The sequence below is a fragment of the Nocardioides okcheonensis genome, from assembly GCF_020991065.1.
Taxonomy (GTDB): Bacteria; Actinomycetota; Actinomycetes; order Propionibacteriales; family Nocardioidaceae; genus Nocardioides; species Nocardioides okcheonensis.
Genome location: NZ_CP087710.1, coordinates 2,473,072 through 2,490,348, shown reverse-complemented (window position 1 = coordinate 2,490,348; position 17,277 = coordinate 2,473,072). Strand labels below are relative to the sequence as shown.

The following is a 17,277-nucleotide window of genomic DNA, read 5'->3' as shown; positions in this document are numbered from 1 at the left end:
CGTCGCGGCGATTTCGCGGTTTCCCGTGGTCGCGACGGCGGACGTGCGCTTCACTGCACCCATGACGCGACCGACCGTGCCGATGCGCCTGGGCCACGTCGTGGCCACCGCCCTCGTCCTCCCCGCCCTCCTGGGGACCGGTGCGGCCGCCGGTGCGGCCGCCGCGCCGGCGCCGGTGGACCCGGCCGCCGGCCGGCAGGCGGCGTGTCCCCCGACCAGCGTCGATCCCGCGGACTTCCCGCGGGCGGTGCCGCTGCCGCGGGACGACTACACGGTCCGCGGCTACCTGCGGGTCGATTGCCGTCACCTCCTCGACCTGGCGATGGAGACCGACGACCTCGAGCCCGTGCAGGCCGACCTGGTGCGCCGGCTGCGTGCGAAGGGGTTCCACGGCGTCACCTCGCGCAGCCGCACGGCCGAGGTGCCGACCGGACCCGGCGGCACCGAGCCCGAGGTGCGCGAGGAGTTCGTGGTCCGCGCGAGCGGCCGCGGCCTCCGCGTGAAGGTCGACCTCAGCTTCGTCGGCGTCGCCCCGCGGTGGAGCGGGACCGCGCTGGTCAGGTACGTCGTCCGTCCGCTGCGCTGACGGCCGGCTGTCGGTCCGCGCTGGCAGGATCGGGTCGTGGCCCTGGCTGACCGACCGCTCGTCCCGGAGGAGTGGGTGCTGCGCATCGACGCGGTGCTGGGAGCCCTGCCGCGCTGCGCCCAGGAGCAGGCCTGGACCGGCACCCGGTGGCGCGTCGGCGGCGCGACGGTCGCCCACGTCTTCGGCGGCGAGGACCAGGTCTTCCGGATCACCTTCCGCGGCGAGCCCGACGAGGTCGCGGCCTTCGAGCACCTCGGCCACCCCTACTTCCGCTCCGGCTGGGGCGGCAACGTGATCGGGCTGGTGCTCGACGAGGAGGCCGGGATCGACTGGGACGAGCTGGCCGAGCTGCTCACCGACTCCTACTGCCTCCAGGCGCCCGCGCGCCTCGCCGAGCAGGTCCCGCGTCCCGGCACGTGAGCCCCGCTGGGACGCCCGGGCAGGATGGGGTCATGACGAGCGCGTCCGGCAGCCGCCTCGTCGGGCTCGACGTCGCCCGGTGCCTGGCGCTGCTCGGCATGGTCGCGACCCACGTGCTCGACCCGCGCACGCCCGGCGGGGAGCTCGCCACGCTCCAGTGGCTGGCCGGCGGCCGCGCATCGGCGCTCTTCGCGGTGCTCGCCGGGGTGAGCCTCGCCCTGATGACCCGCGAGCCGCTGCGGGGGCGGCCGCTCGCCCTGCGGTCCGCCGGGATCGTCGCGCGAGCCGCGCTGATCGCCCTCCTCGGGCTGGCGCTCGGCGGCCTCGACACCGGGATCGCGGTGATCCTCACCTACTACGGCGTGCTGTTCGTCCTCGCGCTCCCGTTCACGCTCCTGCCCGTGAGGGTCCTGCTGCCGCTCGCCGTCGCGTGGGTGGTGGTGGCACCGATCGTGTCGCACCTGGTCCGGCCGGACCTGCCCGAGCGCGGCTTCGACAGCCCGAGCTTCGCGCAGCTCGGCGACCCGGGGCAGCTGGCGAGCGAGCTGCTCCTGACGGGCTACTACCCCGCGTTCCCCTGGCTGGCCTACGTCCTCGTCGGCCTGGTCCTGGGCCGCCTCGACCTGCGGGACACGACGCTGCTCGGCGGCCTCGCGCTCGGCGGCCTCGGGACGGCCGTGCTCGCGACCCGCGTCTCGGCCACGTTCGTCGACCCGGCGGTGGCGTCCGAGAACGCCACCGGGATGTACGGCACCACGCCCACCGGTGGCGACTGGAGCTGGCTGCTGGTCGTGGCGCCCCACTCGGCGACGCCGTTCGACCTCGCCCAGACGATCGGCAGCGCGGTCCTCGTCATCTCGGGCTGCCTGCTCCTCGAGCGGGTCCTGCCCCGGGCCGTGACCGCGGTGCTCGCGGTCGTCCTGGGCGCCGGCGCCGCCACGTTGACGCTCTACACGCTCCACGTCGTGATGCGTACGCCGCAGGTGTGGCCGCCCGAGGAGCCGTCGAGCTACGCCCTGCACGTCGCCGTGCTCCTCACCCTCGGCGCGGGCCTGCGGCTGCTCCGGGTGCGGGGCCCGCTCGAGTGGGTCGCCGGGCTGCCGGTGCGGGCGACCCGGCGGGCCGCCCCCACGCCGGAGCCTGCCGGTCGCGGCGACGCCGGGCGCTAGGCCGACGTCCGTCACACCCAGTGGTTGTCGTGCTCGCGCATGAACCGGTCGCGCTGGTCGTCGTCGAAGTCGGCGATGCCCGCCGCGAGCTGCTCGAAGTACGCCTCGCGCGGGGCGCCCGGGGCGAAGTGGAGCAGCATCTCGGCGGCGCCGTCCTCGTTGCGGAACCCGTGGATCCCGCCGGCCGGGACGTGGGCGAAGTCGCCGGCGCGGACCTTCACCCACTGCGTCCCGTCGAAGATCGAGACGGTCCCGTCGAGGACGTAGAACGACTCGGTGATGGTGCGGTGGAAGTGCGGCCCCGGCCCGCTCTCGGGCCCGGCGAACTGCCAGCGGTAGAGCCCGAACGTTCCGGTCGTCTCCGTGCCCCGGGCGAGGTAGAACACCTTGTTGCCGTTGGGGTAGACGACGGCGGGCTCGACGTCTCCACGCACCACGTGCGCGGAGGCCTCGCCCGACTCGCCGTCGTAGATCGGCGGCGGATAGCTCACCGCGCGTTCGCCGCGTCGTAGGCGTCCTGGACCTCGGCGGGTGACGCCGCGTTCGGCTGGCTGATCCGGACGTGGTTGCCGAACGGGTCGCGGATCCCGAAGTCGGTGCCGTACGGCTGCTCGACCGGCTCCTGGGTGACCTCGACGCCGGCGTCGACGAGCGCGGTGTAGGTCGCGTGGACGTCGTCGCTCGTCAGGAAGATGCCGCCGAGGGCGCCCTTGGTGACCAGCTCGCGGACCTGCGCGGCGGTGGCCTCGTCGTGCTGCGGCCCGCCGACGAGCTCGAGGAGGAGCGACGTGTCCTGGCCGGGGACGCCGACGGTGAGCCAGCGCATGAAGCCGAGGTCGATGTCGTCGCGCACCTCGAAGCCGAGGTGGCGGGTGTAGAAGTCGAGTGCCTCGTCCTGGTCGAGGACCGGCACGCTGCGGATGTGGAGGCTGGTGATGTGGGTCATGGGGAGGACGCTAGCCAGCGTCACCGTCCGCGCGCTTCTCCGAAACCGCTGTCCTCGCCGGCCCGGCGGCCTCGCGCGGTCGGGCCCACGCGGCGATGAAGCACGACGGCACCGCGACGGGTGCGTGCCGCGCGCGGAACTGCGACGGCGAGCAGCCGACGACGTTGCTGAAGGTCCGGCTGAAGGTGCCGAGGCTGGCGAACCCGACGTCCCACGCGACGTCGGTGACCGGCCGGTCGGTCTGGCGCAGCAGGGTCATCGCCCGCTCGACGCGACGGCGCTGGAGGTAGCGGTGCGGGGTCTCGCCGTAGACGGAGCGGAACACCCGCCCGAACTGGGAGGGCGAGAGGTGCGCCACCGCTGCGAGGTGCGGGATGTCGAGCGGCTCGGCGTAGAGCCGGTCCATCTCGTCGCGGGCGCGCAGCATCCGCCGGTGGGTGTCCTCCCGTGCGCTCAGCTCCACGGCACGACGCTAGCGCGAGGAACCGCCCGGTCGGCGCGATCCAGCGCGAGGAACCGCCCGGTCAGCGGCGGGGCGGGCGGGGGAAGAACAGCGGCACGCGGGCGGCGTAGTCGGCCCAGCCCTCGCGCTGCGACATGGTCTTCTCGAGCAGCTTGGCGCCGGTGACGTTGCGGATGAAGAAGGTCATCGCGACCGGCGCGAAGATCGTCGCCAGCCCCGGGACCCAGCCGAGCGACAGGGCGCCGGCGATCCACAGGCCCCACCAGACGCAGGCGTCGCCGAAGTAGTTGGGGTGGCGGGTCCAGCCCCACAGGCCGGTGTCGAGGATCTTCGGACGAGACTCGCGCGGCCGGGCCTTGTAGGCCTCGAGCTGGGCGTCGCCGACGACCTCGAAGTAGAGCCCGATCGCCCAGACGACGACCCCGAACCAGACCACGGGCCACCAGCGCACGTCGTAGGCGGCGCCGACGACGAGCGGGAAGGAGATGATCCACGAGACGAGCGCCTGCGTGCCGAAGACGCGGCGCAGCACCTTCGCCGCGCCGGCGTGCCAGCCCGGGCCGCCGAGCATCTTCTCGTAGCGCGGGTCCTCGCCGTGGCCGCGGGAGCGGCGGGCGATGTGGATCGCGAGCCGGCCGCCCCAGACGGCGACGAGCAGCGCGAGCAGCCAGGAGTGGGCGTCCGGCCAGACGAGCGCGAGGGCGACCGCGATCGCCACGAACGACAGGCCCCACGCCACGTCGACGTCGGCCACCCGGTCGCGCCTCTTGCTCACCGCCGCCGTCGACCCCATGACGACGGCGGCGGCGAGGATCGCGACGACCGCCTGGGTCAGCACCTCACCACGTCCGGGTGGCGGGGAGGGTGTGCGGCGCGCCGGGGCGCACCGCGAGGATCTGGTCGACGCCCATCCGGCCGTCGCGGAAGGCCAGCGCACCGCCGACGAGGTAGAGGCGCCACACGCGGACGACCTCCTCGCCGACCAGCGCGCGGATCGCGTCGAGGTTGGCCTCGAAGCGCTCCAGCCAGCCGTGGACGGTGAGGACGTAGTGCTCGCGCAGCGCGTGCACGTCGCGCACCTCGAGGCCGCCGGCCTCGATCAGGTCGACGGTCTCGCCGACCGGGCGCATCGTCATGTCGGGGGCGATGAACGACTCGATGAACGGGCCGCCGCCGGGGTGCTTGCCACCACCGGCTCCCTGGCGCGACATCTGCTGCACCAGCACCCGGCCGCCGGGCTTCACCGCGCGGCGCAGCACCTCGACGTAGGTGTCGTAGTTGAGCGCGCCGACGTGCTCGCCCATCTCGAGCGACCCGACGGCGTCGAAGTGGTCACGCTCGGGGACCTCGCGGTAGTCCTGGAGGCGGATCTCGACGCGGTCCTGGAGGCCGCGCTCGGCGATCCGGGCGTCGATGAACTTCTTCTGCTCCGCGGCGATCGTCACGCCGGTGACCTGCGCGCCGAAGTGCTCGGCGGCGTGCAGCGAGAGCGAGCCCCAGCCGCAGCCGACGTCGAGCATCCGCATGCCCGGTTCGAGGCCCAGCTTGGTGCAGACCAGGTCGAGCTTGGCGCGCTGCGCCTCCTCGAGCGGGGTGTCGGGGGTGGCGTGGTAGCCGCAGGAGTAGGCCATCTGCGGCTCGAGGACGAGGGAGTAGAACTCGTTGGAGAGGTCGTAGTGGTGGCTGATCGACGACCGGTCGCGGGCGAGCGAGTGCAGGCGCCCCTTGATCCGCGCCTGCGACGCGGGTGCGGCCGGCGGGCGCCCGAGGGCGCCGAGGCCGGCGGCGGTGCGGACCGCGTCGACCATGGCGCGCGGCGAGAGGCGTACGCCCGACAGCCCGCGCTCGCGGCCGACCGCGAAGGCGTGGGTCAGCGCGGAGCCGAGGTCCCAGCCGTCCTGCTCGGGCACGTCGAGCTCGCCGGTGACGTAGGCCTGCGCGGCGCCGAGCTCGCCCGGGTGCCACAGCAGCCGGCGCAGGGCGTCGGGGGAGCGGAGCACCACGAGCGGGCCCTCGGTCGGGCCGGCCTCGGAGCCGTCCCACGCCCGCAGGCGCACGGGCAGGTCACCGCCGATGAACGGGCGCACGGCCTCGGCGAGGCGCTCGGCGACGCCGCCGGCGGCCGCGGCGGAGGTGGCGGGGCGGGGGTCGGTCTGGGTCATCGGGTCCCTCACCGGTCCTCTCGGGTGAAGGTCAGCTGGGAGACGTTGATGTAGCCGGCGGCGAACCCGGCCTGGGAGTAGGCGAGGTAGAAGTGCCACACCCGCATGAACAGGTCGTCGAAGCCGAGGGCCAGCACCGCGTCGCGCTGGCCCAGGAAGCGGCGGTCCCAGCGGCGCAGCGTCTCGGCGTAGTGGCTGCCCATCTCGAGCTGGTCGACCAGCCGCAGGGTGGTGTCGCGGCGGGTGATCTCGTCGATCACCTCGACGCTGGGGAGGAAGCCGCCCGGGAAGATGTACTTGTTGATCCAGGTGTGGCTGTCGCGGGTCGCGAGCATCCGGTCGTGGGGCATCGTGATCGCCTGGATCGAGACCCGGCCGCCGGGTGCGAGGACCCGGTCGATGGTCTGGAAGTAGGTGCCCCAGAACTCGTGGCCGACCGCCTCGATCATCTCGACCGACAGGACGGCGTCGTAGGTCCGACCCGCCGTCGCGAGGGCGCGGTAGTCCATCAGCTCGACCTCGACGCGGTCGGCGAAGCCCGCTGCCGCGATCCGCTGCTCGGCCAGCTCGAGCTGCTCGACGGAGAGGGTGATGGTGTGGACGTGCGCGCCGCGGCGGGCGGCGCGGATCGCCAGCTCGCCCCAGCCGGTGCCGATCTCGAGCACGCGGGTGCCGTCGGTGACGCCGGCCTCGTCGAGCATCCGCTCGATCTTGCGGCCCTGGGCCTCGGCCAGGTCGGGGCCGTGGCGGCGCGGGTCGTCGTGGTCGACCGGCTCTGGCGGCGTGGCGAGCTGGTGCTCGGCGACCGATCCCGGGCCCGCCGGGACCGAGGTCACGGAGGTGTCGAAGAGGGCCGAGGAATAGCTCAGCGTCTCGTCGAGGAAGAGGCCGAACAGGTCGTTCGACAGGTCGTAGTGGTGCGAGATGTTGGCCTGGCTGTTGGCCTCGGTGCTCCGCTGGTGGCTGGGCAGGCGCGGCGTCACCAGCGCGCGGGCGCGCTGCAGGGGCCGGGGGATCAGGGTGGCTATCCGGGCCGCGGGAACGGTGAGGAACCCGGCGAGGTCCTCGGCGTCCCAGGCGCCGGTGAGGTAGGCCTCGCCGAAGCCGATCAGGCCGTCGCGGCCCAGCCGGGCGTAGAACTCGTCGGGGCGGTGCAGCCGCATGACCGGGCCGCCGCGACCGAGCCGGCGGCCGGTGGGCTCCTCGACGACGGTGACCTGGAGCTGGGAGAGGGCGGCGTGGAACAGCCGCTTGGCGACCGCGGCGGAGATCGCGGTGCGGGGGCCGGGGGTGATCGGCTCCAGCGGGGGCATGCCCTGGCTGCTGGGCTCGACGGGGCGGTTCTTCTCGAGCGTCACTGCACGCCCTCCTGGCGATGGCTGGGTCGGTTGCGGATGGGCAGGCGGCGCGCCCACAGCCAGGTGCCGTGGGCCCGGATCAGCGCGCTGCCGCGCAGCGCGGCGCCGATGGTCCTGCGGAGGGGCACGTCGCTGCGGCTGCCGGTGAGGCTGGCGCTGAAGGGCGCCGCGTCGCCGGTCTCCTCGTGGGAGTGGCCGCGCAGGGTGACCGCGACGTGGAGGCGGTCGGTCGGGACCGGGACGGCGATCTCGTAGGTGCCGTCGACGCCGTGGAAGGGGGAGACGTACATCGCCTTCCCGGTCGTGGCGCGACCCTGCTCGTCGGGGTGGACGAGGTAGGCGTGCCGGTCGCCGTAGGTGTTGTGCACCTCGATCACGACGCCGGCCTGGGCGCCGGCGTCGTCGAAGCACCAGAACACGCTGATCGGGTTGAAGCAGTAGCCGAGCGACCGCGGCTGGGCGGCCATGAGGATGGTGCCCGCCCGCGCGCCGTCGCCGAGCCGGACCCCGTTGTCGGCGAGGAACGCCTCCACGTTGGCGCGGATCGACCGGTCCGGCGAGCCGAGGTGGTCGCGCGCCTCGAAGCGGGCCAGCCGACCGTGGTCGGGGAGGTCGTCGACGTCGACGAGCCAGGTGGTCGACGTGTGCTCGAACGCGCGCCTGAAGGGCGTGCGCCGGGTGTGCCGGATGGTGGTCTCGAACCGCCCGGGCTCGGGCAGCACGTGGGCGGCGCGGGTCCAGGGCAGGCCGAGCCGGGTGGCGGCGGCCAGCCCGGAGCGGGCGCCGTCCTCGTGGAAGCCCCAGCCGTGGTAGGCCCCGGCGAAGGCGATCCGGTCGGTGTCGATCTCGGGCAGCCGGCGCTGGGCGGCGACCGACGCGGGGGTGTAGAGCGGGTGCTCGTACTCCATCCGGTCGATCACGGTCGCCGGGTCGACGAGGTCCTCGCCGCCGAGGGTGACGAGGTAGTGGGTGTCGGTGGGGAGCCGCTGGAGCCGCGTGAGGTCGTAGGTGACCGTGACCGCGCCGGTCTCGCCGGTGGGACGGAAGAAGTTCCACGACGCCCGCGCGCCGGTGGCGTCCGGCAGCAGCGAGGTGTCGGTGTGCAGCAGCGCGGGGTTGGCGCTGTAGGGCATCGCGGTGAGCAGCTCGCGCTGGAGGGCGGTCGGCTGCTCGAGCATCGCGAGCGCGTGGGAGGGGTGGGTGGCGATGACGACCGCGTCGAACGCCGTCGTGGCGCCGCTGCCGTCGGTCACCTCGACCCCGTCGGCGACCTCGCGCACGGACGTCACCTTGGTCTCCAGGCGGATCTCCTGCAGCCCGGCCGCCACCTTCGCGACGTAGGTGCCGGAGCCGCCGGTGACGGTGCGCCACTCGGGGGAGCCGAAGACGCTCAGCATGCCGTGGTGCTCGAGGAAGGCGAAGAGGTAGCGGGCGGGGTAGTCGAGCGAGGTGGCGGGGTCGCACGACCACACCGCGGCCACGACCGGCTCCATGAAGTGGCGCAGGAAGCCGTCGGAGAAGCCGCCCTCGGCGAGGAAGTCGCGCAGCGTCTGGTCGTCGTCGCCCGCGGTGTCACCGGCGGCGAGCACCGCGCGGGCGCGCCGGTGGAACCGCGGGATCTCCAGCAGCATCCGCCAGTGCTTGCGCGACGTCAGCGACGAGGGCCGCGCGAAGAGGCCCCGCGGTCCCAGGGCGCCGGCCCACTGCACGCCGGTGCCGGCGTCGTTGACCGAGAGCGACATCTCCGACGGCTGGGTCGCGACGCCGAGCTCGGCGAAGAGCCGCAGCAGGGTGGGGTACGTGCGCCGGTTGTGCACGATGAAGCCGGTGTCGATCGCCAGCTCGCCCGCGGGCGTCGGGACGCGGTGGGTGTCGGCGTGGCCACCGAGCCGGTCGTCGGCCTCGAACAGCGTGACGTGGGCGGTGCGGGACGCGACCCACGCCGCCGTCAGCCCGGCCACGCCGGAGCCGACGACGGCGATGCGTCGCGGGGCGGTGCCGCTCATGCGGCCTGCGTCAGGTCGAACACCGCGATCGGGTCGCTGGTGGGCTGCTCGGAGCCCCCGTCGGGCTCCACGGTGATGCCCACCGCGGCCGCGTCGACGGTCGTGCCGTCGAGCACGACGGTCTGGTCCGGCGCGTCCGGCATCAGGCCGGCGGGGGTGAAGCTGCCGTCGGGACCGACGAACCAGAGCTCGTAGTCCTTGCCGTCCGGCGCTCCGACCATGTCCTCGGTGGTGATCACGGCGCGGTCCTGCGACTTCGACCAGGTCACCGTGGCGCGTCCGGCGGCACCGAGGTCGTGGACGACCTTCTTGGCGTCGTCGGCCTGCAGGACCTGCTCGGCCGCGGTCAGGTTGCCGCCCTCGGGACCGGCCCAGGGCTGCGTCACCGCCGCGCCGACGCCGAAGACGAGCGCGAGTGCCGCCGCGACCAGAAAGGGCGCCCACCGTCGCCGCCCACCGTGGGTGTCGTCGGCGGCAGGAGCGGCTGAGGGGACCTCGGGAGGGAGGGGACGGACCTGGGAGATGCCCGCCAGGACGGACGAGCGCAGCGAGGCCGGCGGCTCGACGGCCGTGGTGTCGGCCAGCAGGGCCGCGGTCTCCCGCAGCTCGGCCACCTCGGCACGGCAGTCCTCGCAAGCAGACAGGTGCTGCTCGAATCGTGCGCGCTCGAGCTCGTCGAGGGCATCGACGGCGTACGCGCCCGTGAGCTTGTGCAGGTCGCTCATGAGGCAACTCCCATCAGGTCTCGTAGGCGGATCAGTCCGTCACGTATGCGGGTCTTGGCGGTGCCCAACGGGACGTCGAGCAGGGCGGCCACTTCCGTGTGGGTGTAGCCGCCGAAGTAGGTGAGCTCCACCGCGCGACGCTGCACGTCGGTCAGGGTGGCGACCGCGTTGCGGACCCGCGCCGCCTCCAGGGAGGCGTGTGCGGCCTCGGAGGTCTGGTCGTGGTCGGTGGGTGCGGTCTCCCGGTTCCAGGTCTCGTCCCGGGTGGTGGCGGCCTCGACCGAGCGGACCCGGTCGACGGCCTTGCGGTGCACGATCGTGAGCAGCCAGCCGGCCGCACTGCCGCGTCCCACGTCGTAGCGGGCGCTGGAGCGCCACGCGTCGAGGAACGCCTCCTGGGTGACCTCCTCGGCGTGGGCCGGGTTGCGCACGACCCTCAGCGCCAGGCCGTAGGCCCGGGCCGAGGTGGCGTCGTAGAACTCGGCGAAGGCCGCCTCGTCACCCAGGGCCGAGCGCCGGAGCAGGTCGGCCAGCCGGGCTGCATCGCCCCCGGACGGGGTGCCCGAGGGCACCCCGTCCGGTACGGGCTTCACGTGGTTCACGTGCTCATCCTTGCGTAGTGCTCGTCGAGGGACGAGATCACATCTGCGGCATCAGGACCTGGTCGACCACGTAGACGGTCGCGTTGGCGGTCTGGACGTTGCCGCACACGACGGAGGCGTCACCGATGGTGAAGTCCTCGCCGGAGCCCTCGACGGTCAGCATGTCCTTGGCCAGGGTCTCGTGCTCGCCGGCCACGTCGGCGGGGCTGAGGCGCTCGCCGATGACGTGGTGGGTGAGGACCTTGGTCAGGGCCTCCTTGTCGGCGAGGAGCGCGTTGAGGTCCTTCTTCGGGATCGCGGCGAACGCGTCGTCGGTCGGGGCGAAGACGGTCAGGTTCTCGGCCGAGTTGAGGGTGTCGACCAGACCGGCCTCGGTCACCGCGGCGACGAGCGTCTTGAGCAGCGGGTTGTTGGAGGCGGCGGTGGCGACCGGGTCGTCGGCCATGCCCTCGACCGAGCCCTCGCCCGAGGTGGGGACGCCGGCGCAGCCGGGACCGAACGGCGCGTCAGAGGCCGGCTCGGCGGACTCGGACTCCATCGGCGACTCCGACTCCATCGGCGACTCGGAGGTGGTCTCGGAGCTGGTGTCCGAGGCGGTGCTGGCCTCGTCCTCGCTGCCACAGGCGGCGAGGCCCATGGACGCGGTCAGGGCGAGGGCGGCGAGGCCCATCGAGCGGGTGCGGAGCTTGGTGTTCATGGGGTGTCCCTTTCGGAGGTGGAACCGGGCTAGTGGGCCGTGGAGGCCCGCTGTCGGGAGGTGTTCGGCGCCCCTGCCGGGGCGGATGGGTGCTTCTTCGAAAAACTTTGGACAATCCTTGGACAGCACGACACAGCGCCGGCGGGCGGAGCGTGGCGCAGGTCCCGGAGGCTCAGGACCTGCGCCACGCACCGCCCGCCGGCACCGGGGGCGTACGAGCTGCTCAGCCGACGTTGACGGAGATCTCCTGGAGCCCGCTGGAGCCCTCGGGGAACGGCGTCATCCGGACGTCCGACTGCACGTCACCGTCCTTGTTGACCGCACGGCAGGCCAGGAAGTGCTGGCCGGGGGTGGCGTCCCACTCGAAGTACCACTGGCGCCAGTAGTCGTCGGTGACCTGCGGGCCGAGCGTGGCCGGCTTCCAGGCCTCGCCGTCGATGCGGACCTCGACGCGCTCGATGCCGACGTTCTGGGCCCAGGCGATGCCGCCGACGACGACCGTCCCGGCCTTGCTGTCCGACAGCGGCTTGGGGGTGTCGATCCGGCTGGACAGCTTGATCGGGGCGTCGATCGCCCAGTCGCGCTCGGTCCAGTAGGCCTGCTGCTCGTCGTAGGTGGTGAGGGTCATCCGGGTGATCCACTTGCACGCGCTGACGAAGCCGTAGAGCCCGGGCACGACCATCCGCGCCGGGAAGCCGTTGGCCCGCGGGAGCGAGGACCCGTTCATCCCGATCGCAATCATCGCGTCGCGGCCGTCGATGGCCACGTCGAGCGGCGTCGAGATGGTCATGCCGTCGACGTCCGTGGAGAGGATCTGGTCGGCCTTGGTCGCGTCGATCCCGGCCAGGTCGAGAATGTCCTTGAGCGGCACGCCCAGCCAGCGGGCACCGCCGACGTAGGGGCCGCCCACCTCGTTGGACACGCAGGTCAGGGTGATGTCGCGCTCGATCGTGCGCATCTTCGCCAGGTCGTCGAAGGTGAGGGTCACCTCCTTCTCCACGTCGCCGTCGATGGTGAGGGTCCACGAGTCGACGTCGACCGTCGGCAGCGTGAGCCGGGTGTCAACCCGGTAGAAGTCGGCAGTGGGCGTCTGGAGCGGGCTGATGCCCGGGTAGGTCGCCTCCAGCCCCTTCGGGAGGGGCGACGCGGGGTCGGTCGGCGTGGGCAGGGCGACGTCCGTCCCGCCGAGGCGGTAGGACGTCACCCAGCGACCGACACCCCCCATGGCCACGGCCGCGGCCGCGAGGCCGCCGCTCGCCAGCACGACCCCGCGCCGGCTCGGACCGCCGGACCCGACCGGCGATCCCTCGGAGCCCCGGTCGTCAACGCGGTGCAGCCACCACAGCGAGGCGGCGCCCACGATCGCGGCGACCAGGGCGGGCAGGAGGTCCAGCGGGCCGGCCGAGGGCCGGAGCACCGCCAGCACGCCGGCGACGCCGGCGAGGGCCACGACGACGAGCAGGCCGAGCGTCGGGCGGCGCGCGGTGAGCACGCCGGCCAGCGCGGCCAGCAGCAGCACGACCACGGTCACCGAGCCGACCAGCACCAGCTTGTCGGCGCTGCCGAACTGCCGGATCGCCCACTCCTTGAGCGGGGTGGGCGTGAGGTCGATGACCGTCGAGCCGACCGCGAGGACCGGCGAGGCCGCCGGCACGGTGACCGCGGCCACCAGGTGGGCGGCCGCCAGGCCGACGAGGGTGGCGAGCACGCCGTACGCCGCGTGGCGCAGGCGCTGCCGTCCCGGCTCGGGCGCGGTGGTCGTCGCGGTGTGGTCCATGTCGGGTGTTCGGAGCGCCCACGCTCCTCAGATGGGTCGGTGTCGCGGTGCGGCAGGATGGCGCCATGACCGACGCCCCCACCGAGCTGGTCCACTACGCCGTCTCCGACGCCGTCGCGACCCTCACCCTCGACAGCCCGGCCAACCGCAACGCGCTCAGCAGGCAGCTGGTCACCGAGCTGTACGCCCACCTCGAGCGCGCCGGCGCCGACGACGCCGTGCGCGCGGTGCTGATCGAGAGCTCGGGCAAGGTCTTCTGCTCCGGGGCCGACCTCTCCGAGGCGACCACCGAGGGGATGGAGGTCGGCGCGCGCCGCATCGTCGACCTGCAGCGGCTGATCGTCACCCTGGAGAAGCCGGTCGTCACCAAGAACCTCGGTGCGGTGCGCGCCGGCGGCATCGGGATCGTCGCGGCCGCCGACATCGCGGTCAGCGCCGACGACGCCACCTTCGCCCTCACCGAGGTCAAGCTCGGGCTGGCCGCCGCGATCATCAGCCTCACCGTCCACCACCGGATGAACCCCCGGGCGGCGTCGCTCACCACGCTCGGCGGAGAGGTCTTCACCGGCGCTGAGGCCGCGGCGTACGGCCTGGTCACGAAGGCGGTGCCGGCCGACCGGCTCGACGAGGAGGTCGCCGCGATCTGCGCGAGCCTGGCGACCGGGGCGCCGCAGGGCCTGCGGGAGTCCAAGCGGATCCTCAACGGCGACCTGGTCGCGCGCATCGACGTGCTGGGCGACGAGATGGCCACGACGAGCGCCCGGCTCTTCGCCAGCGACGAGGCCCGCGAGGCGATGACGGCGTTCCTCTCGCGCAAGAAGTAGCCGCCGACCGCATCCGCGCGGGCCCTCGGGGGAGAGAAGGTCGTAGGACCCCCCGAGAGGAGACGATGGTGGCGATCGGCGGACTGGGCGCGGCGACGCGCGACCTCGACGGCGCGCGGGTGGCCGTCGTCGGAGCGACCGGCGCCCTCGGCTCCCTCGTCGCGGCCGAGCTCGGCGCCGCGGCGCCCGCCTGCTGCTGGTCGGACGCGACGCCGACCGCCTGGCCGCGACCGGGCTCGGCGTGCCGGTCGTCGCCGACCTCGGCGACGCCGGGGCGGGCGACGCGGTCGTGGCCGCGGCCCGCGAGCACCTCGGCGGTCTCGATGGGCTGGTCAACGCCGCCGGCGTCGTCGCCTTCGGCTCCCTGGTCGACACCCCCGACGAGGTGGTCGAGGAGCTCTTCCTCACCAACGTGGTCGGCCCGATCTTCCTGCTGCGGCGGGTGCTGCCGCTGCTGGAGGAGTCGCAGGGCTTCGTGCTCCAGCTCTCCGCCGTGGTCGCGGAGCGACCGATGCCGGGCATGGCGGCCTACTCCGCCAGCAAGGCCGCGCTGAGCGCGGTGGACGCCGCGCTGCGCACCGAGCTGCGCCGCTCCCGGGTGTCGGTCGTCGACGTGCGTCCCCCGCACACCGAGACCGGCCTCGCCGGCCGCCCGCTCGCGGGCACCGCGCCGCGGCTGCCGCAGGGGCTCGACCCGGCCGACGTCGCCCGCCGCGTGGTGGACGCCCTCGCCGCCGGCGAGACCGAGGTCGCGGCCGGGGACTTCGGGTGAGCCTCGGCGACCCGCTGCCCTGGCTGCTCGTCGTGGCCGCCGCCCACCTCGGCTTCCAGCTGACCGTCGACCTCGTCGTCTACCCCGCGCTCGGCGAGATGCCCGACGAGCGGTGGGCGCACGCCCACCAGCGGCACTCGTCGCGGATCACCCCGGTCGTCGCGGCGGTCTACCCGCCGCTCGTCGGGGTCCTCGCGTGGGCCGTCGTGTCGCGCCCGGACGACCCGGCCACCTGGCTCGCGGTGGCCGGCGGGGCGCTGTCGGTCCTCACGACGGCGGCGGTCGCCGCTCCCACCCACGGTCGCCTGTCGGGCGTCGGACCCGACGAGCGTGCGCCCCTGCTGCGTCGCCTCGACCGCGCCGACCGGGTGCGGACCCTCGGAGCCGCGGCGTGCCTGGTCGGCGCGCTGCTCGCGCTGTGACCCGCGCGGACGGCGGTGGTCGGACGGGGCGAGCACTCTCCCCGTACCACCGTTCGCCGACAACTCGGTGGTCGTCGGTCCGCACCGGTACGCTTGCCGGTCTGCCCGAGGGAGCGGGCAGTGGTCTCGGGGGAATGAGGAGCAGAGGGTGAGCGAGGAGCTCGAGGCGCGGGAGATCGCGCTGGAGCAGGACTACGTCGACGAGGTCTACGTCCAGCTGGAGGCGTCCACGGCGAGCGCGCGGGCGCTGGCCGCCGAGGGGCACCAGCGCGGACGGCTGGAGCACGAGGGCGGGCTGGTCGAGCGCGACGCGATGGTCTTCCAGGCCGCCAAGCGCATCGCGCAGCTCGACGCCGCCCACGAGGGCCTGGTGTTCGGGCGGCTCGACCTCGACCCGGAGATCGACGCGCAGCCGCGCTACATCGGGCGCATCGGCGTCCGCAACGCCGACCGCGACGTGCTGCTCATCGACTGGCGCGCGCCGGCCGCCGGCGTCTTCTACCAGGCCACCGCCGCCACACCGCAGGGCGTGGTGCGCCGCCGGGTGCTGCGCTCGCAGCACCGCACCGTGATCGGCGTCGAGGACGAGCTCCTCGACCAGGAGGCCGAGACGGACCTCCCGGTCGTCGGCGAGGGCGCGCTGATGGCGCAGCTCTCCCGGGCCCGCGACCGCTCGATGCACTCGATCGTCGCCACCATCCAGGCCGAGCAGGACAAGGCGATCCGCGCGCCCGGCAAGGGCGTCGTGTCGATCTCCGGCGGACCCGGCACCGGCAAGACCGTCGTCGCGCTGCACCGCGCCGCGTTCCTCCTCTACTCCGACCGCCGCCGCTACGAGGGCGGAGGCGTCCTGGTCGTCGGCCCGAGCGGCGTGTTCATGCGCTACATCGAGCGGGTCCTGCCCAGCCTCGGCGAGACCGCCGTCGCGCTGCGCTCGCTCGGCGAGGTCGTCGGCGGCATCCGCGCGACCCGCCACGACGAGCCGGCCGTCGCCGACGTCAAGGGCACGACCCGGATGGCCGAGCTGATGCGCCGCACCGCACGCCAGCACGCCCCCGGCGCCCCCACCAGCTTCCGCATCTACTGGCGCGACGACACCCTCGTCCTCGACCCCGGCCTGCTCGGCCGGTTGCGCCGCCAGCTGATGTCCCAGGGCCGGCGCAACCGCCAGCTCCCCCGGGTGGCCAAGACGCTCCTCGACGCGATGTGGCGCCAGGTCACCGGCGAGCGCGGCAAGGAGCGCGGGCGCGAGGCCTTCGAGGACGACATGCTCGGCCACGCCGGGTTCGTGGAGTTCGCGTCGGCCTGGTGGCCGCCGCTCGACGCCACGACCGTCTTCTCCTGGCTGCGCGACCCCGAGTTCCTCGCCCGCGTCGGCGAGGGCGTGGTGAGCCGCGAGGAGCAGCTGCTGCTCACCAAGTCGTGGGCGTCCGGCAGCCTGTCGATCGAGGACGTCCCGCTGCTCGACGAGCTGCGCTACGCGATCGGCGACGTCCCGCAGCGCACCGACGACGAGCGCGACCTCGACGAGACCGGCCTGCTCGAGGGCGGCGTCGACCTCCAGGAGCTGACCACGATCTCCGAGCGCGAGTACGCCCCCGGCGGGCTCGCCTGGTCGGCACCGACCCACCGCATCGAGGACGACGGCTACGCCCACGTCCTCATCGACGAGGCGCAGGACCTCACGCCGATGCAGTGGCGGATGGTCGGGCGCCGCGGCCGCACGGCCAGCTGGACGATCGTCGGCGACCCGGCGCAGTCGTCGTGGCCCGACGCCCCCGAGGCCGCCTCCGCGCGCGCGGAGGCGCTGCAGGGCAAGGAGATCCACGAGTTCCACCTGTCCACCAACTACCGCAACTCCGCCGAGATCTACGCCTTCGCCGCCGACTACGCCCGGCGGGTCGGCCTCGACGCCGACCTCCCCGACGCGGTGCGCCGCACCGGCGAGGAGCCGCGCGTGGTGTCGCACGTGCCCGACCTCGAGGCCGCCGTCCGCGAGGCCGTGACGTCGACCGCCGAGCGGGTCCAGGGCACCGTCGGCATCGTGGTGCCGGTCGCCCGCCGCTCGGAGGTCAACGCCTGGCTGGCGTCGTGGCCCGAGCACGCCGACGACGCCGCCGGGGCGCGTGCCGCGGTCGACTCGACCGTCACGCCCAGCGGCGAGGACCGGATCGTGGTGCTCACCGGCCTCGACACCAAGGGCCTCGAGTTCGACGGCATCGTGGTGGTCGCCCCGCAGGAGATCGAGGACGAGTCCGCCACCGGCCGCGCCACGCTCTACGTCGTGCTCACCCGCGCCACGCAGCTGCTCACCACGGTCGGCTGAGACGGGCGCGGGACCGTGCCGG

18 protein-coding genes are annotated in these 17,277 nt (G+C 73.9%); 7 read left to right on the top strand and 11 right to left on the bottom strand.

The features are described 5' to 3' along the window. The first annotated feature begins 61 nt into the window (after positions 1 to 61). Genes LN652_RS12080 through LN652_RS12070 form a run of 3 tightly spaced genes read left to right on the top strand, consistent with a single transcriptional unit; the run spans position 62 to position 2,175 of the window. Positions 62 to 586 (top strand): hypothetical protein, encoded by a 525-nt coding sequence (locus tag LN652_RS12080; protein ID WP_230440880.1) that lies wholly within the window; start codon positions 62 to 64, stop codon positions 584 to 586. A 36-nt stretch (positions 587 to 622) separates the two neighbouring features. After that, a complete protein-coding gene (locus LN652_RS12075) occupies positions 623 to 1,006 on the top strand; it encodes an MmcQ/YjbR family DNA-binding protein (protein ID WP_230440879.1) in 384 nt (127 codons plus the stop codon). 32 nt (positions 1,007 to 1,038) lie between these two features. Beyond that, on the top strand, positions 1,039 to 2,175 hold the full coding sequence (locus LN652_RS12070) for a heparan-alpha-glucosaminide N-acetyltransferase domain-containing protein (RefSeq protein ID WP_230440878.1): 1,137 nt from the start codon (positions 1,039 to 1,041) through the stop codon (positions 2,173 to 2,175). Positions 2,176 to 2,186: 11 nt separating this feature from the next. Here the strand turns inward: LN652_RS12070 and LN652_RS12065 are convergent, their stop codons facing one another. From LN652_RS12065 to LN652_RS12015, 11 genes are all read right to left on the bottom strand, one after another. Then, entirely contained in the window at positions 2,187 to 2,666 is a 480-nt protein-coding gene (locus LN652_RS12065) for a cupin domain-containing protein (protein WP_230440877.1), read from the bottom strand. Next, a complete protein-coding gene (locus tag LN652_RS12060) occupies positions 2,663 to 3,121 on the bottom strand; it encodes a VOC family protein (protein ID WP_230440876.1) in 459 nt (152 codons plus the stop codon). The genes LN652_RS12065 and LN652_RS12060 overlap by 4 nt, the downstream gene beginning before the upstream one ends. Before the next feature lie 10 nt (positions 3,122 to 3,131). Next, entirely contained in the window at positions 3,132 to 3,584 is a 453-nt protein-coding gene (locus LN652_RS12055; protein ID WP_230440875.1) for a helix-turn-helix domain-containing protein, read from the bottom strand. Positions 3,585 to 3,645: 61 nt separating this feature from the next. Then, entirely contained in the window at positions 3,646 to 4,422 is a 777-nt protein-coding gene (locus tag LN652_RS12050) for a DUF1295 domain-containing protein (protein ID WP_230440874.1), read from the bottom strand. Position 4,423: 1 nt separating this feature from the next. Further along, complete coding sequence (locus LN652_RS12045; protein ID WP_230440873.1) at positions 4,424 to 5,746, bottom strand: SAM-dependent methyltransferase; 1,323 nt, start codon at positions 5,744 to 5,746, stop codon at positions 4,424 to 4,426. An 8-nt stretch (positions 5,747 to 5,754) separates the two neighbouring features. Further along, a complete protein-coding gene (locus LN652_RS12040) occupies positions 5,755 to 7,104 on the bottom strand; it encodes an SAM-dependent methyltransferase (protein ID WP_230440872.1) in 1,350 nt (449 codons plus the stop codon). Then, the gene (locus LN652_RS12035; protein ID WP_230440871.1) at positions 7,101 to 9,110 is read right to left on the bottom strand and encodes an FAD-dependent oxidoreductase; all 2,010 of its coding nucleotides are present in this window, start codon (positions 9,108 to 9,110) and stop codon (positions 7,101 to 7,103) included. Before LN652_RS12035 ends, LN652_RS12040 begins: the two co-directional genes overlap by 4 nt. Beyond that, the gene (locus LN652_RS12030; RefSeq protein WP_230440870.1) at positions 9,107 to 9,835 is read right to left on the bottom strand and encodes an anti-sigma factor; all 729 of its coding nucleotides are present in this window, start codon (positions 9,833 to 9,835) and stop codon (positions 9,107 to 9,109) included. The genes LN652_RS12035 and LN652_RS12030 overlap by 4 nt, the downstream gene beginning before the upstream one ends. Continuing rightward, positions 9,832 to 10,437, bottom strand: coding sequence for an ECF RNA polymerase sigma factor SigK (gene sigK, locus LN652_RS12025; protein ID WP_230440869.1), 606 nt, complete (start codon positions 10,435 to 10,437; stop codon positions 9,832 to 9,834). The genes LN652_RS12030 and sigK overlap by 4 nt, the downstream gene beginning before the upstream one ends. 37 nt (positions 10,438 to 10,474) lie before the next feature. After that, a complete protein-coding gene (locus LN652_RS12020) occupies positions 10,475 to 11,134 on the bottom strand; it encodes a fasciclin domain-containing protein (RefSeq protein WP_230440868.1) in 660 nt (219 codons plus the stop codon). Positions 11,135 to 11,357: 223 nt separating this feature from the next. Beyond that, entirely contained in the window at positions 11,358 to 12,911 is a 1,554-nt protein-coding gene (locus LN652_RS12015; RefSeq protein WP_230440867.1) for a molybdopterin-dependent oxidoreductase, read from the bottom strand. Positions 12,912 to 12,976: 65 nt separating this feature from the next. Here LN652_RS12015 and LN652_RS12010 point away from each other — a divergent pair, with 65 nt between their 5' ends. The 4 genes from LN652_RS12010 to LN652_RS11995 all read left to right on the top strand — a co-directional run bounded on the left by LN652_RS12010 (position 12,977) and on the right by LN652_RS11995 (position 17,255). Further along, positions 12,977 to 13,735 (top strand): enoyl-CoA hydratase-related protein, encoded by a 759-nt coding sequence (locus LN652_RS12010; RefSeq protein ID WP_230440866.1) that lies wholly within the window; start codon positions 12,977 to 12,979, stop codon positions 13,733 to 13,735. Between the two features lie 190 nt (positions 13,736 to 13,925). Next, a complete protein-coding gene (locus LN652_RS12005; RefSeq protein WP_407941553.1) occupies positions 13,926 to 14,507 on the top strand; it encodes an SDR family NAD(P)-dependent oxidoreductase in 582 nt (193 codons plus the stop codon). Beyond that, on the top strand, positions 14,504 to 14,929 hold the full coding sequence (locus tag LN652_RS12000; protein WP_230440865.1) for a DUF1772 domain-containing protein: 426 nt from the start codon (positions 14,504 to 14,506) through the stop codon (positions 14,927 to 14,929). The genes LN652_RS12005 and LN652_RS12000 overlap by 4 nt, the downstream gene beginning before the upstream one ends. 148 nt (positions 14,930 to 15,077) lie before the next feature. Then, positions 15,078 to 17,255, top strand: coding sequence for a HelD family protein (locus LN652_RS11995; RefSeq protein WP_230440864.1), 2,178 nt, complete (start codon positions 15,078 to 15,080; stop codon positions 17,253 to 17,255). Positions 17,256 to 17,277: the final 22 nt, after the last annotated feature.